At 70.2% G+C, this 18,743-nt stretch carries 11 protein-coding genes, 1 tRNA gene and 1 rRNA gene; 1 reads left to right on the forward strand and 12 read right to left on the reverse strand.

What is annotated here, in order from left to right; translation table 11 throughout:
• Window positions 1-71: 71 nt before the first annotated feature.
• The 9 genes from ACFYR0_RS15545 to ACFYR0_RS15585 all read right to left on the reverse strand — a co-directional run bounded on the left by ACFYR0_RS15545 (window position 72) and on the right by ACFYR0_RS15585 (window position 14,421).
• The gene (locus tag ACFYR0_RS15545) at window positions 72-347 is read right to left on the reverse strand and encodes a hypothetical protein (RefSeq protein ID WP_389327037.1); all 276 of its coding nucleotides are present in this window, start codon (window positions 345-347) and stop codon (window positions 72-74) included.
• A gap of 353 nt (window positions 348-700) precedes the next feature.
• On the reverse strand, window positions 701-1,081 hold the full coding sequence (locus ACFYR0_RS15550; protein WP_003993396.1) for a helix-turn-helix domain-containing protein: 381 nt from the start codon (window positions 1,079-1,081) through the stop codon (window positions 701-703).
• 109 nt (window positions 1,082-1,190) lie between these two features.
• Complete coding sequence (locus tag ACFYR0_RS15555) at window positions 1,191-1,736, reverse strand: CinA family protein (protein WP_389327041.1); 546 nt, start codon at window positions 1,734-1,736, stop codon at window positions 1,191-1,193.
• The gene (pgsA, locus tag ACFYR0_RS15560; protein ID WP_389327044.1) at window positions 1,733-2,545 is read right to left on the reverse strand and encodes a CDP-diacylglycerol--glycerol-3-phosphate 3-phosphatidyltransferase; all 813 of its coding nucleotides are present in this window, start codon (window positions 2,543-2,545) and stop codon (window positions 1,733-1,735) included. Before pgsA ends, ACFYR0_RS15555 begins: the two co-directional genes overlap by 4 nt.
• On the reverse strand, window positions 2,542-4,014 hold the full coding sequence (gene rimO, locus ACFYR0_RS15565; protein WP_389327047.1) for a 30S ribosomal protein S12 methylthiotransferase RimO: 1,473 nt from the start codon (window positions 4,012-4,014) through the stop codon (window positions 2,542-2,544). Before rimO ends, pgsA begins: the two co-directional genes overlap by 4 nt.
• A 104-nt stretch (window positions 4,015-4,118) precedes the next feature.
• Window positions 4,119-4,958, reverse strand: a complete 840-nt coding sequence (locus ACFYR0_RS15570) for a helix-turn-helix domain-containing protein (RefSeq protein WP_389327050.1) — start codon at window positions 4,956-4,958, stop codon at window positions 4,119-4,121.
• A 255-nt stretch (window positions 4,959-5,213) separates the two neighbouring features.
• Complete coding sequence (locus tag ACFYR0_RS15575; protein ID WP_389327053.1) at window positions 5,214-7,940, reverse strand: DNA translocase FtsK; 2,727 nt, start codon at window positions 7,938-7,940, stop codon at window positions 5,214-5,216.
• Between the two features lie 117 nt (window positions 7,941-8,057).
• Complete coding sequence (locus ACFYR0_RS15580) at window positions 8,058-8,741, reverse strand: two-component system response regulator (protein ID WP_389327056.1); 684 nt, start codon at window positions 8,739-8,741, stop codon at window positions 8,058-8,060.
• 313 nt (window positions 8,742-9,054) lie between these two features.
• Window positions 9,055-14,421 carry a HAMP domain-containing protein gene (locus ACFYR0_RS15585; protein WP_389327107.1) on the reverse strand — a complete coding sequence of 1,789 codons (5,367 nt, stop codon included), beginning with the start codon at window positions 14,419-14,421 and terminating at the stop codon, window positions 9,055-9,057.
• Between the two features lie 466 nt (window positions 14,422-14,887).
• On the opposite strand from ACFYR0_RS15585, the gene ACFYR0_RS15590 reads away from it, so the two are divergent.
• The gene (locus tag ACFYR0_RS15590; RefSeq protein ID WP_389327059.1) at window positions 14,888-17,638 is read left to right on the forward strand and encodes a SpoIIE family protein phosphatase; all 2,751 of its coding nucleotides are present in this window, start codon (window positions 14,888-14,890) and stop codon (window positions 17,636-17,638) included.
• Window positions 17,639-17,728: 90 nt separating this feature from the next.
• Here ACFYR0_RS15590 and ACFYR0_RS15595 read toward each other — a convergent pair.
• From ACFYR0_RS15595 to rrf, 3 genes are all read right to left on the reverse strand, one after another.
• A tRNA-Thr gene (locus ACFYR0_RS15595) sits at window positions 17,729-17,801 on the reverse strand.
• Between the two features lie 75 nt (window positions 17,802-17,876).
• A complete protein-coding gene (locus ACFYR0_RS15600; protein ID WP_389327110.1) occupies window positions 17,877-18,539 on the reverse strand; it encodes a DegT/DnrJ/EryC1/StrS family aminotransferase in 663 nt (220 codons plus the stop codon).
• Window positions 18,540-18,652: 113 nt separating this feature from the next.
• Window positions 18,653-18,743 (reverse strand): 5S ribosomal RNA (rrf, locus tag ACFYR0_RS15605); the annotation flags it as partial.

Below are 18,743 nucleotides of genomic sequence, written 5' to 3' on the forward strand. Positions count from 1 at the left end.
GCTTATCGGGACCCCGTCTCGACCGACCGTCGAGCAGTCCTCCAATCGGCACGGCCGCCGAGAGCCGACCATCAGCCCCGGCGTCCCCCTCCCGGCCCCCCGAGACCGCCCCCCAGCCCCCTGTCGCCCACCCGCCAGGCCCGCACCCAGCGACCCGTGGCGAGCGCTCCCGTCGCCCGCTTCTTCGGGACGCAGTGCACCGGCAGCAGGCTCAGCCCCCAGCCCCCGGCCGCCACGGCACCCTCCAGCACCCCGGCGTCCGGCGTGACCGTGAGCCGCACCACGGCCCACCACCACAGGGCGCCGAACCCCAGACCGGCCCCCCAGCGCGCTATCCGCCCCACCATGGCGCCACCTCCAGCCCGATCCCGTCGGCCACCGCCTCAGCGGACCGTCGCCCGACGAACGACGCTGAGTACGCCTCACTTCCGTCACCAGGGCGCACCCCGGGCACACGGACGCAGGATGTCCCGCACGGCGTACGGGCGGATCTCCGCGGGCCGCGGCGGGACATGCCCCTCCACCATGACCGCGCCGCCCGACAGCGGCAAACGGAGGCAAGCGGGTTGATTTGTGGCATATTCCACACGGCCGCACCCACGCGAAAGGCCCCGGCCGACCTCCCCGGCTACCCGGAGAAGCCCTGACCAGGGCCTCACACAACGCATCGCGTCGCATCACGCGCTCATGCGCACGACCGTCAGGCGGCGACGACGTCCACCGCCTCGGCGGGCGCCTTGATCGTCACCCGTTCCGGTGGCACACCGGTCACCGAAACGGAACCCAGCATGGGTCGCACCGGCGTGGGCACGGGTTCGCTGGGGGTGGCCGCTGCGGACTGGGCCAGCTCGGCGAGGGCGAGCTCGTCGCTCACTTCCCGCATGAGCTCGGACATCCGTACGTCCAGCGCGTCGCAGATGGCGGAGAGCAGTTCGGAGGAAGCCTCCTTCTGCCCCCGCTCCACCTCGGAGAGATAGCCGAGTGAGACTCGGGCGGACGAGGAGACTTCGCGCAGAGTACGGCCCTGGCGCTGGCGCTGCCGACGCAGCACGTCACCCAGCAGGCGACGGAGCAGAATCATCGGTGGCTCCCTCCTCGGACCGCGTAGCCGCATCCTTCACGCCCCACCGTACCGCCTCGCGCCGCGGCCGTGCGGGGAGCGATGTCGTGTTCACTCAGGGCTGCAAACATCAAAACCCCCCGTTCTGTTCCGTATCCTGTGCCCGCTCATTCCCGGTCTGTTCGCCCGCGAGCTCCCTCAGAAGCAGGCCGAGCACGCTCCGTACACTCTCCATACGAATTTCCGCACGGTCGCCGTTCAACCGCAGCGCCTCCACTTTTCCGCCACCGGCGGAAACGGAATGCGCCCCCAGGGGGCCGTCGACGGCGATGAAGACCGTGCCCACGGGCCGGCCGTCCTGGGGGTCGGGGCCGGCCACACCGGTCGTCGCGATGCCCCAGTCGGCACCCAGTGCCCTGCGCACACCGGCCGCCATCTGAGCCGCGACCTGCGGATCGACCGCGCCGCGCTCCTCCAGCAGGGTGGCGTCGACCCCGAGCAGCTCATGCTTCAGAGCCGTGGCGTACGCCGTGACGGAGCCCCGGAAGGCCTTGGACGCCCCGGGGACCGCGGTCAGTGCGGAGGCCACCATTCCGCCGGTGAGCGACTCGGCGACGGCGAGCGTCTCGCCCTTCACCGTCAGTAGTCGCACCACATCGGCGGCGGTGGAACTCACGCTTCCGTCTCCTCCGACGCCCGCTCGCGCTCGGCCATTCCCTGTCGGCGCAGGACAATGGCCTGTCTTACGTAGTCCAGCCCGGTCACGACCGTCAGCACGACGGCCGCGGCCATCACCCACCACCTCAGGCTGGCCAGCCACCCCGTCAGCGCCAGGATGTACATCCCCACGGCCACGCCCTGGGTGAGCGTCTTGAGCTTGCCCCCGCGGCTGGCGGGGATGACGCCGTACCGGATGACCAGGAAACGCATCAGCGTGATCCCGAGTTCCCGGCCGAGGATCACCGCGGTCACCCACCACGGCAGGTCGCCGAGGTAGGAGAGACAGATCAGCGCCGCGCCCATGATCGCCTTGTCGGCGATGGGGTCGGCGATCTTCCCGAAGTCGGTGACCAGGTTGTAGGTGCGCGCCAGATGCCCGTCGAACAGGTCGGTGATCATGGCGATGGCGAAGGCCGCCCAGGCGAACGAGCGCCAGGCGGGGTCGTATCCGCCGTCGGCCAGCATCAGCGCGACGAAGGCCGGCACCAGGACCAGCCGGAGCATGGTCAGCAGGTTGGCGATGTTCCAGACGCTCGCCTGGTTGACGGCCGCGGCCGCCAGCTTGCCGCCGCGCGGGGTCCGCGCGGTGCCGTCGCCGGCCGCGGAGGAGCCGCCGTCGCCGGCCGGAGCGGCGGCGGATGTGCCGGGCCTGACCGGCTGGCTCTTGGAGAGGCCCAGGGCCGACGCGCCGGCCGGGGAGACACCGCTCGCGGAGGAGCCCGCCTTGGCGGGGCCGCCCGCGGCGGATGCCGGTACTCCGGTCATCTGCCCGCCTCCTCGCTACACGCGTGCGAGCCCGCCAGCGGCTCGGCCACCAGGTCGACACCCTCCGTGCCGACCACCTTCGCCTCGACCATACGGCCGACGCTCAGTCCCTCGCCGCTCGTGAGCAGCACCTGGCCGTCCGTCTCGGGCGCCTGGTGGGCCGCACGGCCGAAGACGCCCTCCTCCTCGTCCACGGACTCCACGAGCACACGCACGGTTTCGCCCAGCCGCTCCTCGGCGCGCTGGGAGACGAGTTCCTCGGCGAGCCGGGAGACGTGCGCGAGGCGCTCGGCGACGACGTCCTCGTCGAGCTTGTTGCCGTAGGTGGCGGCCTCGGTGCCCTCCTCGTCGGAGTAGCCGAAGACACCGATGGCGTCGAGTCTCGCCCCGGTCAGGAAGCGCTCCAGCTCGGCCAGGTCGGCCTCGGTCTCACCGGGGAAGCCCACGATGAAGTTCGAGCGCACACCCGCCTGCGGCGCCTTGCCGCGGATCGTGTCGAGCAGTTCCAGGAAGCGGTCGGTGTCGCCGAAGCGGCGCATCGCGCGCAGCACGTCGGGCGCGGAGTGCTGGAAGGACAGGTCGAAGTACGGCGCGATCCTCGGGGTGCCGGTGAGCACGTCGATGAGGCCGGGGCGCATCTCGGCGGGCTGGAGGTAGCTCACCCGCACCCGCTCGATGCCGTCGACCTCGGCGAGCTCGGGCAGCAGCGACTCCAGCAGACGGATGTCGCCCAGGTCCTTGCCGTACGAGGTGTTGTTCTCGGAGACCAGCATGATCTCCTTGACGCCCTGCTCGGCCAGCCAGCGCGTCTCGTTCAGGACGTCCGAGGGGCGACGGGAGATGAAGGAGCCGCGGAAGGACGGGATGGCGCAGAAGGTGCAGCGCCGGTCGCAGCCGGAGGCCAGCTTCACCGAGGCGACCGGGGCGCCGTCCAGCCGGCGGCGCAGAGGCGCGCGGGGGCCGGAGGCGGGCGCGAGACCGTCCGGGAGGTCGGTGGGGCCGTGCCCGGGCAGGGCGACCTCGGCGGCCGAATCCTGACGCTCGGCCGGACTGATCGGCAGCAGCTTGCGCCGGTCGCGCGGGGTGTGGGCGGCGTGGATGCCACCGGACAGGATGGTCTGGAGGCGGTCGGAGATGTCGGAGTAGTCGTCGAAGCCGAGCACGCCGTCGGCCTCCGGGAGCGCCTCGGCGAGTTCCTTGCCGTACCGCTCGGCCATGCAGCCGACCGCGACGACGGCCTGGGTGCGGCCGTGCCCCTTGAGGTCGTTGGCCTCCAGCAGGGCGTCGACGGAGTCCTTCTTGGCGGCGTCGACGAAACCGCAGGTGTTGACCACGGCGACGTCCGCTTCCGCGGCGTCCTCCACGAGGTGCCAGCCGTCCGCCTCCAAGCGGCCTGCGAGCTCCTCCGAGTCCACCTCGTTACGGGCGCAGCCAAGTGTGACGAGTGCGACGGTACGGCGTTCAGGCATGGGCTCAAGACTACTTCGTCCCACCGACACCCCACGTCGACGGGGTTGGCCGATCTTGGCCAACCCCGTCCACATGCGCGTGCTGTGGGCCCGAAGGCCCCACCTCAGCCGACCTGGGGGTCGCCCTTGGTGTAGGTCAGACGCTCCACCGCGCCGGGCTGGAAGTCGTCGTCGATCTTCTTGCCGTTGACGTAGAGCTGGATGGCCCCGGCGTCGCCGAGGACCAGGTTGATCTTGGAGCTGTCCTGGAAGGTCTTGGACTGCCCCTGCTTGAGCAGGCCGTCGAACAGCAGCCGGCCGTTGTGGTCCTTGGCCGCGACCCAGCTGCGCCCGTCCGTGGCGCTGACCTGGACGGTGACCTTGTCCTGGGGCGCGGCCGCGATGGCGCTCTCGGTGGGGTCCGGCTTGGGGGCGGCCGGCTTCTTGCCGCCCGCGGAGGGCGAGGCGGTCTTCTTGGTGGTGGGCGAGGGGCCGCCGGCCACCTCGTTCTTCGCGCCGCTGTCGGAGTCGCCCTTGACCACGGTGAACCCGACGAAGCCGACCACCGCGACGATCGCGGCGACCATCGCCGCGGTCCAGTTCGGACCGCGGCGTTCGGGGCGGATCCGCTCCGCCTCGAACAGGGGTGCGGCAGGGGTGGGGGCCGGACGGCCGCCGTGCTCGTCGTCGTACTGGGCGAGCAGGGGCGCCGGATCGAGACGGACGGCCCGGGCCAGCGTCCTGAGGTGGCCGCGGGCGTACACGTCGCCGCCACAGGGTGCGAAGTCGTCAGCCTCGATCGCCTGCACGATGGCGATCCGGACCCGGGTGGCGGTACTGACGTCGTCGACAGTCATCCCGGCCGCGACACGCGCGTCGCGCAGCGCACGGCCGATGGAGGGGCGGGCTTCCTCGGAAACGTCTTCGAACGGACGCTCGTCTTCAGGGGAGTTGCCGATGGACACGGGGGCGCCTTTCGAGCGTGTAGCCGCCTGCGCTGGAGGTTCAGTCTAGGGGGGTGCAAATGGGGTGGGGCAACCGGGCGGAGGAAATCTGTACGCCATCGGAATGGCCGGTCAACCCGATGGTGGGGTACCTCTTTGTCGCTTCCCTCAACTTGACGTACGCCACAGGGAAACGGTTGCTCAATGATCCCTTACGGGTGAGTCACGATCGGACAACCGGCAGGTCGCGGTGCGGCTCGCGCGGTCCCTGTTCCGCTACCCGTCGGACTCCCCGCGAATCACCGCGAGCACACCGTCCATCTCGTCCGGCTTCACCAGAACGTCACGGGCCTTGGAGCCCTCGCTCGGCCCGACGATGTTCCGCGACTCCATGAGGTCCATCAGCCGCCCGGCCTTGGCGAAGCCGACCCGCAGCTTGCGCTGGAGCATGGACGTCGACCCGAACTGCGTCGACACCACCAGCTCCGCCGCCTGGCACAGCAGGTCGAGGTCGTCGCCGATGTCCTCGTCGATCTCCTTCTTCTGCTTGGTGCCCACGGTGACGTCGTCCCGGAAGACCGGCGCCATCTGGTCCTTGCAGTGCTGCACGACCGCCGCGACCTCGGCCTCGGTGACGAACGCGCCCTGCATACGGGTGGGCTTGTTGGCCCCCATCGGCAGGAACAGGCCGTCGCCCTTGCCGATGAGCTTCTCGGCGCCCGGCTGGTCGAGGATGACGCGGCTGTCGGCGAGCGAGGAGGTGGCGAACGCCAGCCGCGACGGCACGTTCGCCTTGATCAGACCCGTGACGACGTCGACCGATGGCCGCTGCGTCGCCAGGACCAGATGGATGCCGGCCGCGCGCGCGAGCTGCGTGATGCGCACGATCGAGTCCTCGACGTCCCTCGGTGCCACCATCATCAGGTCGGCCAGCTCGTCCACGATCACCAGCAGGTACGGATACGCCTGGAGCTCGCGCCCGCTGCCCTCCGGCGGCTTCACCGAGCCTTCGCGCACCGCCTTGTTGAAGTCGTCGATGTGCCGGTACCCGTACGCCGCCAGGTCGTCGTACCTGAGGTCCATCTCCCGCACGACCCACTGGAGCGCCTCGGCGGCCCGCTTGGGGTTGGTGATGATCGGCGTGATCAGATGCGGGATGCCCTCGTAGGCGGTCAGCTCGACCCGCTTGGGGTCGACCAGGATCATGCGGACGTCCTCGGGGGTCGCCCGGATCATGACCGAGGTGATCAGACAGTTGATGCAGGAGGACTTGCCGGAGCCGGTGGCGCCGGCGACCAGCATGTGCGGCATCTTCGCCAGCGAGTGCATGACGTAGCCGCCCTCGACGTCCTTGCCGAACGCGACCAGCATCGGGTCGTCGTCCTCGGCGGACTCCGCGAGCCGCAGCACGTCGCCGAGGTTCACCATCTCCCGGTCGGTGTTGGGGATCTCGATGCCGACCGCCGACTTGCCGGGGATCGGGCTGATGATCCGCACGTCCGGGCTGGCGACGGCGTACGCGATGTTCTTGGTCAGCGCGGTGATCCGCTCGACCTTCACGGCCGGGCCCAGCTCGACCTCGTAGCGGGTGACCGTCGGGCCGCGGGTGAAGCCGGTGACGGCGGCGTCGACCTTGAACTCGGTGAAGACGTTGGTCAGCGAGGCGACCACGGCGTCGTTCGCGGCGCTGCGCGCCTTGCCGGGGCCGCCGCGGGTGAGGAGGTCCAGCGAGGGCAGCGAATACGTGATGTCCCCGGAGAGCTGGAGCTGCTCGGCGCGCGGCGGCAGGTCCCGCGTCTCCTCCGGCGGCGCCTTGGTGAGGTCGGGCACCACCCCCGACCGGGACTTCTCCTGTCGGGGCCTGTCCTGCCTGGCCCGTCCCGCCGGGGCCGGCACGGGCGTCGGCATGGTGTCCTCGCGGTCGGACACGCTGACGCCCTGGGTGAGGTCGGCGACGATCGGCGAGGGTGGCATGCCGTGCAGCACGGCCCCGTCCAGATCGGCGGCGGCGGCCGCGGCGAAGTCCACGGCGTCCATCTGCCGGTCCGCCCCGTGCCCCGACGCGGCAAAGCGCCGGGGGCGGCCACGGCGCCGGGAGAGCGCCTCCCCCTCGGCGGTCTCCGGATCGTACGCCTCGGGCGCGGAGCCACGCCTGCGGGGGCGCGCGGGCAGCGCCTCGCGCCACTGCTCGTCGTAGCGCTCCTCGTCCCCGGTGAACTCCTCGCGCACCGGATCGTGCATCACGCCCAGCCGCACGCCCAGCTGACGCAGCCGCTGCGGAATGGCGTTGACCGGCGTGGCCGTGACCACCAGCAGCCCGAAGACGGTCAGCAGCACCAGCAGCGGTACGGCGAGCACCTCGGTCATGGTGAAGGTCAGCGGGGTGGCCGCGGCCCAGCCGATCAGACCGCCGGCGTCCCTTATCGCCTGCATGCCGTCCTCGCGGGCGGGCGAGCCGCAGGCGATGTGCACCTGCCCGAGCACGCCGGTCACCAGCGCGGACAGGCCGATGACGATCCGCCCGTTGGCGTCCGGCTGCTCCGGGTGCCGGATGAAGCGGACGGCGATCACCGCGAGCAGGATCGGCACGAGCAGGTCCAGCCGCCCGAAGGCGCCGGTCACCAGCATCTCGACCAGGTCGCCGACGGGCCCGCGCAGGTTCGACCAGGTGCCCGCGGCCACGATCAGCGCGAGGCCGAGCAGCAGCAGGGCGACACCGTCCTTGCGGTGGGCCGGGTCGAGGTTCCTGGCGCCCTGCCCTATGCCGCGGAACACGGCACCCACCGCGTGCGCGAGGCCGAGCCAGATCGCCCGCACCAGCCGGTAGACGCCCCCTGTCGGGCTCGGGGCCGGCGGGGGTGCCGCCTTCTTGGCCGCGGCCTTCCTGGCGGGTGCCTTCTTCGCGGGAGCCTTTTTCGCGGCGGCCTTCTTCGCCGGAGCCTTCGCGGGAGCGGCCGCCTTCCTGGCGGGCTGCTTCTTGGCTGCGGAGGGACGTGAGGCCATAGGTGTGAGGTTACCTGTGGAGGCGACGGCGGACACGTGTGCCCGCTGCTTCACCCGTTCGTGTCGCCCTTGTGGACACGCGAAACTGACGCCGAGCCAGGAGGGCCCCGGCGGGCGTCAGTTCTGCGAGGGCAGCACGGACGGTCCGCCGGTGCCGGGCTCCAGGGCGTCCAGCGCCCGCCTCAGTCCGGTGAGTTTGCGCTCCAGATGCGCGGCCGTCGCCACCGCGGCGGCGTCCGCCGAGTCGTCGTCGAGCTGCTTGGACAGCGCCTCGGCCTGCTCCTCGACGGCCGCGAGGCGCGCCGACAACTCGGCCAGCAGACCGGCCGACTCCTTGCCGGGGCCGACCGAACCGCCCTTGCTGCCGCTCTCCAACTGGAGCCGCAGCAGCGCCGCCTGCTCACGCAGCTGGCAGTTCTTCATGTACAGCTCGACGAACACCGACACCTTCGCCCGCAGCACCCAAGGGTCGAACGGCTTGGAGATGTAGTCGACCGCCCCCGCCGCGTACCCGCGGAACGTGTGGTGCGGGCCGTGGTTGATCGCCGTGAGGAAGATGATCGGGATGTCTCTCGTGCGCTCGCGGCGCTTGATGTGCGCGGCCGTCTCGAAGCCGTCCATGCCCGGCATCTGGACATCCAGCAGAATGACCGCGAAGTCGTCCGTGAGCAGCGCTTTGAGTGCTTCCTCCCCGGACGATGCCCGAACCAGCGTCTGATCGAGCGCCGAGAGGATCGCCTCCAGCGCCAGCAGATTCTCCGGCCGGTCATCGACCAGGAGGATCTTGGCCTTCTGCACCATGGCCCGCCCTCCTCGCCCCGGCTTGGGGCCTCCCCTGTCCTCAGGACTCGGGGTGACATCCGCGGATGCCGCCCCAGGGGACGACTCCCTTTCGCCGCCCGTCCTCGTGCCGGTCATGGTAGCCGCACCCCGCTCGTCGCCACACCCTGTCACCGCGATGTCACTGTGCACATAGCGGAAACGCGGTGTGAGACCAGAAGGTTCCCCGATTCCCGTACTTCTACACGGCGTCGGCCACACTCGACCAGCAACTCCGCGTGAACACACAACGTTCCCACGACCCGTCCCCACGCCCGCCCTCACCTGCGGGTCTTCACTCCCCTCGCATCCACTGCTCCATCACCGACAGCAGATGGTCGGGGTCGACCGGCTTGGTCACGTAGTCCGAGGCGCCCGACTCGATCGCCTTCTCCCGGTCGCCCTTCATCGCCTTCGCGGTCAGCGCCACGATCGGCAGCCCGGCGAACTGCGGCATCCTGCGGATCGCCGTCGTCGTCGCGTAGCCGTCCATCTCCGGCATCATGATGTCCATCAGCACCACCGCCACGTCGTCGTGCTGCTCCAGGACCTCGATGCCCTCCCGTCCGTTCTCCGCGTACAGCACGGACAGGCCGTGCTGCTCGAGGACGCTCGTCAGCGCGAAGACGTTGCGGATGTCGTCGTCGACGATCAGCACCTTCTCGCCGGCGAACCGGATGCCGCCGCGCGGCTGCGGCGCGGTCTCCTGCTCACCGGACGTCCACCGCTCCACCGCCCGCTCGCCGAGCCCGTCCACGGCCGCGGCCCGGCGGCGGCGCCGGAACAGCGCGGCGGCACCGTTCTGCGTCTCGATGTACGACTTCACCTCCGCCGGCGTCTCGATCGGCGGCTCGGACACCAGCAGCTCCTCGACCGCGCCGGACTCCCCGGCGGGCAGCGCGGCCTGGTTGTAGCCGTGCGGAGGCAGCTCGCCGGGGTGCAGCGGCAGGTACAGGGTGAACGTGGAGCCGCGGCCCGGCTCGCTCTGCGCGTGGATCTCACCGCCGAGCAGCTGCGCGATCTCCCGCGAGATGGACAGCCCCAGGCCGGTGCCGCCGTACTTGCGGCTGGTGGTGCCGTCCGCCTGCTTGAACGCCTCGAAGATCACCCGCATCTTGCTCGCCGCGATGCCGATGCCGGTGTCCGTCACCGAGAACGCGATCAGCGGCGCGGCCGGATCGGTCAGCGAGCCCGCCTCCAGCAGCTGCTCCCTGATCGCCACCGGCACATCGCCGCCGGCCGGCCGGATGACCAGTTCGACCGAACCGGAGTCGGTGAACTTCACCGCGTTCGACAGCAGGTTGCGCAGCACCTGCAGCAGCCGCTGCTCGTCGGTGTGCAGCGTGGCCGGCAGCTCCGGCGAGATCCGCACCGACAGGTCGAGGCCCTTCTCCGCGGTCAGCGGCCGGAAGGTCGCCTCCACGTAGTCGACGAGCTGGACGAGCGCGATCCGCGTCGGGGAGACGTCCATCTTGCCCGCCTCGACCTTCGACAGGTCGAGGATGTCGTTGATCAGCTGGAGCAGGTCGGAACCGGCCCCGTGGATCGTCTCGGCGAACTCGACCTGCTTCGGGGTGAGATTGCCCTCGGCGTTGTCGGCGAGCAGTTTGGCCAGAATCAGCAGCGAGTTCAGCGGCGTACGCAACTCGTGCGACATGTTGGCCAGGAACTCGCTCTTGTAGCGCATGGAGACGGCCAGTTGCTCGGCGCGCTCCTCCAGGACCTGCCGCGCCTCCTCGATCTCGGTGTTCTTCACCTCGATGTCGCGGTTCTGCCGGGCGAGCAGCTCCGCCTTCTCCTCCAGCTCCGCGTTGGACGCCTGGAGCGCCTTCTGCCGGTTCTCCAACTCGGCCGAGCGCTCCTGGAGTTGCTCGGTCAGCTCCTGCGACTGCTTCAGCAGCACCTCGGTCTTGGTGTTGACGGAGATGGTGTTGACGCTGGTCGCGATCATCTCGGCGATCTGGTTCAGGAAGTCCTTCTGGATCTGCGTGAACGGCGTGAACGACGCCAGTTCGATCACACCGAGGATCTTCGCCTCGAACAGCACCGGCAGCACGATCACCTGCGCGGGCGGGGCCTCACCGAGCCCGGAGGAGATCTTCAGATAGCCGCTGGGCGCGTTCTCCACCAGGATCGTGCGCCGCTCCAGGGCCGCGGTGCCCACCAGGGCCTCACCGGGCCGGAACGAGGTCGGCATCGACCCCATCGAGTAGCCGTAGCTGCCGAGCATCCGCAGCTCGTACTGGTCCTCGCTCTCGGCGGCCAGGTCCTGCTCGTCGATCAGCGGCATCGCCAGGAAGAACGCCCCGTGCTGCGCGGAGACCACCGGCGTCAGCTCGCTCATGATCAGCGAGGCGACGTCGTCCAGGTCGCGGCGGCCCTGCATCAGGGCGGAGATACGGGCGAGGTTGCCCTTGAGCCAGTCCTGCTCCTTGTTCGCGATCGTGGTGTCGCGCAGGTTGGCGATCATCTTGTTGATGTAGTCCTGGAGTTCCTGGATCTCCCCGGACGCGTCCACGTCGATCTTCAGGTTCAGGTCCCCGCGGGTCACCGCGGTCGCCACGCGCGCGATCGCACGCACCTGCCGGGTCAGGTTCCCGGCCATCTCGTTCACGGACTCCGTCAGGTCCCGCCAGGTGCCGTCCACGTCACGCACGCGTGCCTGCCCGCCGAGCTGCCCCTCCGTGCCCACCTCACGGGCGACCCGGGTGACCTCCTCGGCGAAGCTGGACAGCTGGTCGACCATGGTGTTGATCGTCGTCTTGAGCTCGAGGATCTCGCCGCGGGCGTCGATGTCGATCTTCTTGGTCAGGTCGCCCTTCGCGATGGCCGTCGTGACCATCGCGATGTTGCGCACCTGGCCGGTCAGGTTGGACGCCATCTGGTTCACCGACTCGGTGAGGTCCTTCCAGGTGCCCGCCACACCCGGCACATGCGCCTGACCGCCCAGGATGCCGTCCGTGCCCACCTCACGGGCCACCTTGGTGACCTGGTCGGCGAACGAACTCAGCGTCTTCACCATCGTGTTGAAGGTGTCCGCGAGCTGCGCGACCTCGCCGCGCGCCTCGATCGTCACCGTACGGGTCAGGTCGCCGTTGGCGACCGCCGCCGCGACCTGGGAGATGTTGCGCACCTGCATGGTCAGGTTCTTGGCCATCAGGTTGACGTTGTCGCTCAGGTCCTTCCAGATGCCCGTGACGCCCTGGACATGCGCCTGACCGCCCAGGATGCCCTCGGTGCCCACCTCACGGGCCACCCGGGTCACCTGCTCGGCGAAGCTGGACAGCTGGTCGACCATGGTGTTGACCGTCGTGACGAGCTGGAGGATCTCGCCCTTGGCGTCGACGGTGATCTTCTTCGACAGGTCGCCCTTGGCGACCGCGGTCGTGACGTCGGCGATGCTGCGCACCTGCACGGTGAGGTTGTTCGCCATGAAGTTCACCGACTGGGTCAGGTCCTTCCAGGTGCCGGACACGCCCTGCACCTCGGCCTGACCGCCCAGCATGCCCTCGGTACCCACCTCACGCGCCACCCTGGTGACCTCCTCCGCGAAGGAGGACAGCTGGTCGACCATGGTGTTCAGGGTGTTCTTCAGCTCGAGGATCTCGCCGCGCGCGTCGACGGTGATCTTCTGCGACAGATCACCCCGCGCCACCGCCGTCGCGACCTGCGCGATCTGCCGCACCTGGGCCGTCAGGTTCCCGGCCATGCCGTTCACCGAGTCGGTCAGATCGCGCCACACCCCGGCCACGCCCGGCACCTGCGCCTGCCCGCCCAGCCGGCCCTCGGTACCCACGTCACGGGCCACCCGGGTCACCTGGTCGGCGAAGGCCGAGAGCTGGTCGACCATCGTGTTGATCGTGTTCTTCAGCTCGAGGATCTCGCCGCGCGCGTCGACGGTGATCTTCTGCGACAGATCACCCCGCGCCACCGCGGTCGTCACCTGGGCGATCTGCCGCACCTGAGCGGTCAGGTTGCCGGTGATGGAGTTGACCGAGTCGGTCAGCTCCTTCCAGGTGCCCGACACCCCGTCGACCCGTGCCTGCCCGCCGAGCCTGCCCTCCGTACCGACCTCCCGGCCGATCCGCGTGACCTGGTCGGCGAAGGAGGACAGCTGGTCCACCATCGTGTTCACGGTGTTCTTCAGCTGGAGCATCTCGCCGGCCACGTCGACCGTGACCTTCTGCGACAGATCACCGTTGGCCACCGCCGTCGTCACCTGCGCGATGTTCCTCACCTGTCCGGTGAGGTTGCGGAACGCCGTGTTGACGCTGTCGGTGAGGTCCTTCCACGTCCCCGCCGCGCCCGGCACCTGCGCCTGACCGCCGAGCTCGCCCTCGTCGCCGATCTCCCGCGCGACCCGGGTCACCTCGGAACCGAACGCCGACAGCTGGTCCACCATGCCGTTGACGGTGTTCTTCAGCTCCAGCATCTCGCCGGCCACGTCCACCGTGACCTTCTGCGACAGATCACCGTTGGCCACCGCCGTCGTCACCGCGGCGATGTCCCGCACCTGCGTCGTCAGGTTCCGGAACACCGTGTTGACCGAGTCCGTCAGGTCCTTCCAGGTGCCCGCGGCCCCCGGCACGTTCGCCTGGCCGCCCAGCCGCCCCTCCGAGCCGACCTCGTTGGCCACACGCGTGACCTCGTCCGCGAAGATCCGCAGCGTCTCGGTCATCTGGTTGATCGTCTCGGCGAGCTGGGCGACCTCGCCCCGCGCCGGGACGGTCACCTTCCGCGACAGGTCACCGTTGGCGACCGCCGTCGTCACCTCGGCGATCCCCCGCACCTGGGCCGTCAGATTGCCGGCCATGGTGTTCACCGAGTCGGTGAGTTCCTTCCACACCCCGTCCACCCCGGGCACCCGGGCCTGAGCGCCCAGAATGCCGTCCGTTCCGACCTCACGGGCCACCCGGGTCACCTCGGACGAGAACGCCGAGAGCCGGTCGACCATCGTGTTGACGGTCTCCTTCAGCTCCAGCATCTCGCCGGCCACATGCACGGTCACCTTGCGTGACAGGTCACCCTTGGCGACCGCCGTCGTCACCAGCGCGATGTCCCTCACCTGCGCGGTCAGCCGGTCCGCCATCGTGTTGACCGACTCCGTCAGGTCCTTCCAGGAACCCGACATGCCGCGCACCTGCGCCTGCCCGCCCAGCTTGCCCTCGGTGCCCACCTCGCTGGCCACCCGCGTGACCTCGTCGGTGAACGTCGACAGCTGGTCGACCAGGTTGTTCACCGTCCGCCCGACCTTCAGGAACTCCCCGCGCAGCGGATGCCCGGTCCCGTCCGGCGCCTGCGTACGCAACTCCATCCGCGGCGACAGATCACCCTCCGCGACCGCCGACAGCACCCGTCCCACCTCGGAGACCGGCCATACGAGATCGTCGACCAGCGCGTTCGAGGCGTCGATCGCGGCCGCCCACGACCCCTCGCTCGCCCCCACCTCCAGCCGCTCGGTGAGCTTGCCCTCCCGCCCCACCACACGCCGCACCCGCGACAGCTCGCCGGTCAGATGCATATTGCGGTCGGCGACCTCGTTGAAGACCGCCGCGATCTCCGACATCACGCCGTCCCCGGACACCGTGAGCCGCCTGCGGAAGTTGCCGTCCCGCATCGCCGTCAGAGCCGCCAGCAACCGGTTCAGGGCAGCGGTGTCCACCACCGTGGTCCCACCGCGCCCCTTGCGCGGATCGCGCGGCTTCGCACCCCGCGCTGCTTCCCGCGTCGCTGCGCCAGACTCCACTGTGTCCCTCCCGCAGGGGTCGACCGTCACTGCCGTGCTCAGATGCCGTTGCTCTCCGTACCGCGTGCCGTGTGTCTACAAGGTCACCGGCCAGGGAAGGAGCCCATCAGGGACCACTGCCCGCGGAACCGGGAAGTCACTCTGCCTGCCCATACTTCCGACACAAAGCCCGTCCAGTGTTTCACCCCGACCCGACCAGGCCATAACAGTTCGGCAGCTTCGTACAACGTGCGCACACCCTCCGGACGTAAAACACCGGCGACCGGCATCCGCGCGGGCAGGGAAGGTAAGTAACCTTGCATGCGGCTGTCCAGCCGCGCCGGTCCGTCCGGCCTGGACGGTGGCACGAGGACGAGCGGGCATCGGAGGGGCGGCCGCACACATGACCACCGGACTGATCCCGGGAGCACAGCCCCCGGAACCCCGGCCCGACAGCGCGCTGCCCGCTCAGACGCGCCACGACCCCGCGGACCGGGCAGCCCAGCACACCGACGACCGGCCGAGGAGTTCCGTGATCACCGCGCGCGCGGCTGCCAGCTTCGAGCCCGTCGGCCGTTCGGTCGCCTCCGCCCGCTCCTTCGTCCGCGACACCCTCCAGGGCTGGGGCTTCGCCGACATCGTCGACGACGCCGTGGTCCTGACCAGCGAACTCGTGACCAACGCGGTCGTACACGCGGGCACCTCCGCCGACGTGCTCTGCCTGCGCATGGACGACGGCGTCCGCATCGAGGTCGCCGACCGCTACCCCGAACGTGAGATCCCCCTCCAGGGCGCCGCGATCAGCATGGGCAGCCCCGACCGCGAGGGCGGCCGCGGCCTCCAGCTCTGCGCGGCCCTCGCCGGCCGCTGGGGCGTGGAGTACACCCCCACGCACAAACAGGTCTGGTTCCAGCTGGAACTCCCCGCCCGGCCCGTGGGCACCCGCGCGGCCGGCCCCTCCCTCCCGGCCGCCCTGCTGCCGCTCGCCGACGGCCGCGTCCGCGTCGCCGTCGTCCAGATCGACCGCAACGGCGCCATCACCGCATGGAACGAGGACGCCGAGGACCTCTTCGGCTACACCTGCGACCAGGTCACCGGCAAACCCCTCACCGACCTCGCCGCCTGGCCGCACACCCCCGGCACCGGCACCGGAGTCGCCGAGGCCCTCCGACTCTCCCGCTGGGAAGGCAGTTACGGCATCCGCGACGCGGCCGGCCGGGTCGTCCCCGTCTACGCCTCCCACCTCCGCGTCCGCGACACCGGCGGCGACCCCTCCACGGTCTGCCTCCTCGTGCGCGACCACGAACGAGCCGTGCTCCAGACGCCGTTGCGCGCCGCCGGCGGCGACTCCGGCGCCTCGGGCGACGGGCCGAACTCCGACCCCTTCGAGGTCTTCATCGGCTCCCCGGCCCCGGACGACCTCGACGGCCTCCTCCAGCGCACCGTCGAACGGGCGCGCGACATGCTCGACGCCGACTCAGCGTTCCTCCTCCTCGCCACCGACGACGAGACGGAACTGGAGGTCCGCGCCTCCACCGGACTGCCCTCCGCCCGCCAGCGCTTCGCCCGGGTCCCCGTCGAGGCCGGCCCCGGCCGCTACGGCTCCGCCCGGATGCCCGCCGTCCACGACGACCTCACCGCGGTCCCCGGCGCCGTCCCCCTCCTGAGCGGCACCGGCATGCGCTCGGTCGTCACCGTGCCCCTCAAGGTCGAGGGCCGCCTCACCGGCTCCCTCGGCGTCGCCGCCGAAGCCCCCGGCCGCTACTCCAACGAGGAGGCCCTGCGCCTCCAGTTCGCCGCCGACCGCATCGCCCTCGCCGTCGAGTCGGCCCGCCTCGGTGAGCTCGAACGTCTGCGCCGCGGCTCCCTGAGCTTCCTCGTGGAGGCCTCCGACCTGCTCGCCGGCACCCTGGACCGCGACCAGACCCTGGCCCTGATGGCCCAGATGACCGTGCCGACCCTGGCCACCTGGTGCGCCGTCTACACCATCGCCGACCAGGCCTCGGAGCCGTATCTCTCGTACGTCCTGCACGAGGACGAGGAACTCATCGACGGCATCAAGTCGTTGCTGTCGAAGATGCCCCCGCCCGACCCGGTCCCCACGCCCGGCGCCCGCGTCTGGACCGCCCCCGCCGAAGTCGCCCACCAGGCCGCCCTGCGCACCTCCATGCGCAGCCTCGGCCTCGGCGAACCCGCCACCGTCAGCTCCGGCATCGGCCCCACCCTCGCCACGGCCGGCGCGGTCGGCGGCGAGACGGTCGTCCTGCCGCTGGTCGCCCGCAACCGCGTCATCGGCATGCTGACCCTCGGCAAGCCCACCGACGAACACTTCCGCCAGGAGATCCTGGAACTGGCCGAGGACCTGAGCCGCCGGGCCGCGCTCGCCCTCGACAACGCCCGCCTCTACTCCGAGCGCACGGCCATCAGCCAGTCGCTCCAGCGCAGCCTCCTGCCGCCCGAACTCCCCCAGATCGACGGCGTGGAGGTCGAGGTCATCTACCGCGCGGCCGGCGAGGGCAACGAGGTGGGCGGCGACTTCTACGACGTCTTCCCCATCCGCGACGGCGCCTACGGCTTCGCCATCGGGGACGTCTGCGGCACCGGCCCCAACGCGGCGGCCGTCACCGGCCTCGCCCGGCACGCCCTGCGCCTGCTGGCCCGCGAGGGCCTCAGCGGCCCCGCCGTCCTGGAACGCCTCAACTCCGCCATCCTGGACGAGGGAGCCCGCAGCCGCTTCCTGACCCTCCTGTACGGCGAGATGCGTCCCCAGCCCGACGGCAGCGCCGAGTTGAAGGTGGTCTGCGCCGGCCACCCGCTCCCGCTGCGTCTGCGCCAGGACGGCAGTGTGGAGGCCGCGGCCGAACCCCAGCCGCTGCTGGGCGTCCTGGAGGACCTGGAGCTGTACGAGCAGACCGTCACGCTCGACCCGGGTGACGTCCTGCTCTGCGTCACGGACGGCGTCACCGAACGCCGCGAGGGCACACGCATGTTGGGCGACGACGGCCTCGCCGACGTCCTGACGACCTGTACGGGCCTCACGGCCGGCGCGGTCGCCGCCCGCATCATGCGCGCCGTGGAACGCTTCGCCTCCGACGCCCCGTCCGATGACATGGCGATCCTGGCCATGCGTGTCCCGGGTCTGCACAACGCGTAAGCGGGTTGTCCCAGTTGCGCTGGGGCAACCGATACGTACCGAGATAAAGCAAAAGGCCTCCGCCCGAATGGGCGGAGGCCTTTTCTTCGGAGCCCCCAAACGGAATCGAACCGTTGACCTTCTCCTTACCATGGAGACGCTCTACCGACTGAGCTATAGGGGCCGGTCGCTTCTTGAGGTTTCCCTCGCAGCAACTGAATAGATCGTACCCCGAACGGACCCGAATTCCCAAACTCGTTCAGAGGGCCGGCTGAAGCAGTCCTCCCAGCGCATTGCAGGCGGCGACGATCCGCTGCATGTCCCGCTTCGTCAACGCCGCGTCCACAGGCAGCGCCAGAGTCTCGTCCGCGGCCCGCTCGGTCTCCGGCAGGGACACACACCGCCGGAACTCGGGCAGCCGGTGCACAGGAGTCTTCACCGGCACCCGGCAGTCAACTCCACGAGCTCGTATGGCCCGTGCGAAGGCGTCCCGGTCCGGCCGCCCGTTGCCCGGCACACGCACGACGTACTGCTGGTAGGTGTGCCCCACGCTGCTCTCCGGCGTGAGCACGCCCTTCAGCCGTCCGTCCAGGTAGCCGGCCCGCTGCCGACGCTGGGCTGTCTCGTCGTAAGGTGCCTCGGACTCGCCCTCCTGAAGGACCAGCAATCCGTGCCGCTCCCCCGCTTCGAGCAGCCGCGCGACCTCGGCGGGCCGCCCGAAGCGATGCACGGCGACGACGGCCGCGGTACGCGTTGTGACTGCGGCCTCGACGGCTATGGGGTCGAGACAGTACGTCGCGGGATCTATGTCCGCGAACACCGGGAGTCCACCGGCCAGGGTCACGGCCTCGGCGATCTCCACGTTGCCGAAGGCCGGCACGATGACCTCGTCACCCAGTCCGACACCGGCAGCCCTGAGCATTGCAGCAGTACCCATGTCTGGATGCTGTGCGCGCAACGTGAACTTCAAGTGACAGTCAACAAAAAAGGGTTGGACCCGGAACGGAAGTTCCGGGTCCAACCCTTTTAATAATTGTTCGGCGGCGTCCTACTCTCCCACAGGGTCCCCCCTGCAGTACCATCGGCGCTGTAAGGCTTAGCTTCCGGGTTCGGAATGTAACCGGGC

This window comes from Streptomyces sp. NPDC005017 (assembly GCF_042873115.1).
GTDB lineage: Bacteria > Actinomycetota > Actinomycetes > Streptomycetales > Streptomycetaceae > Streptomyces.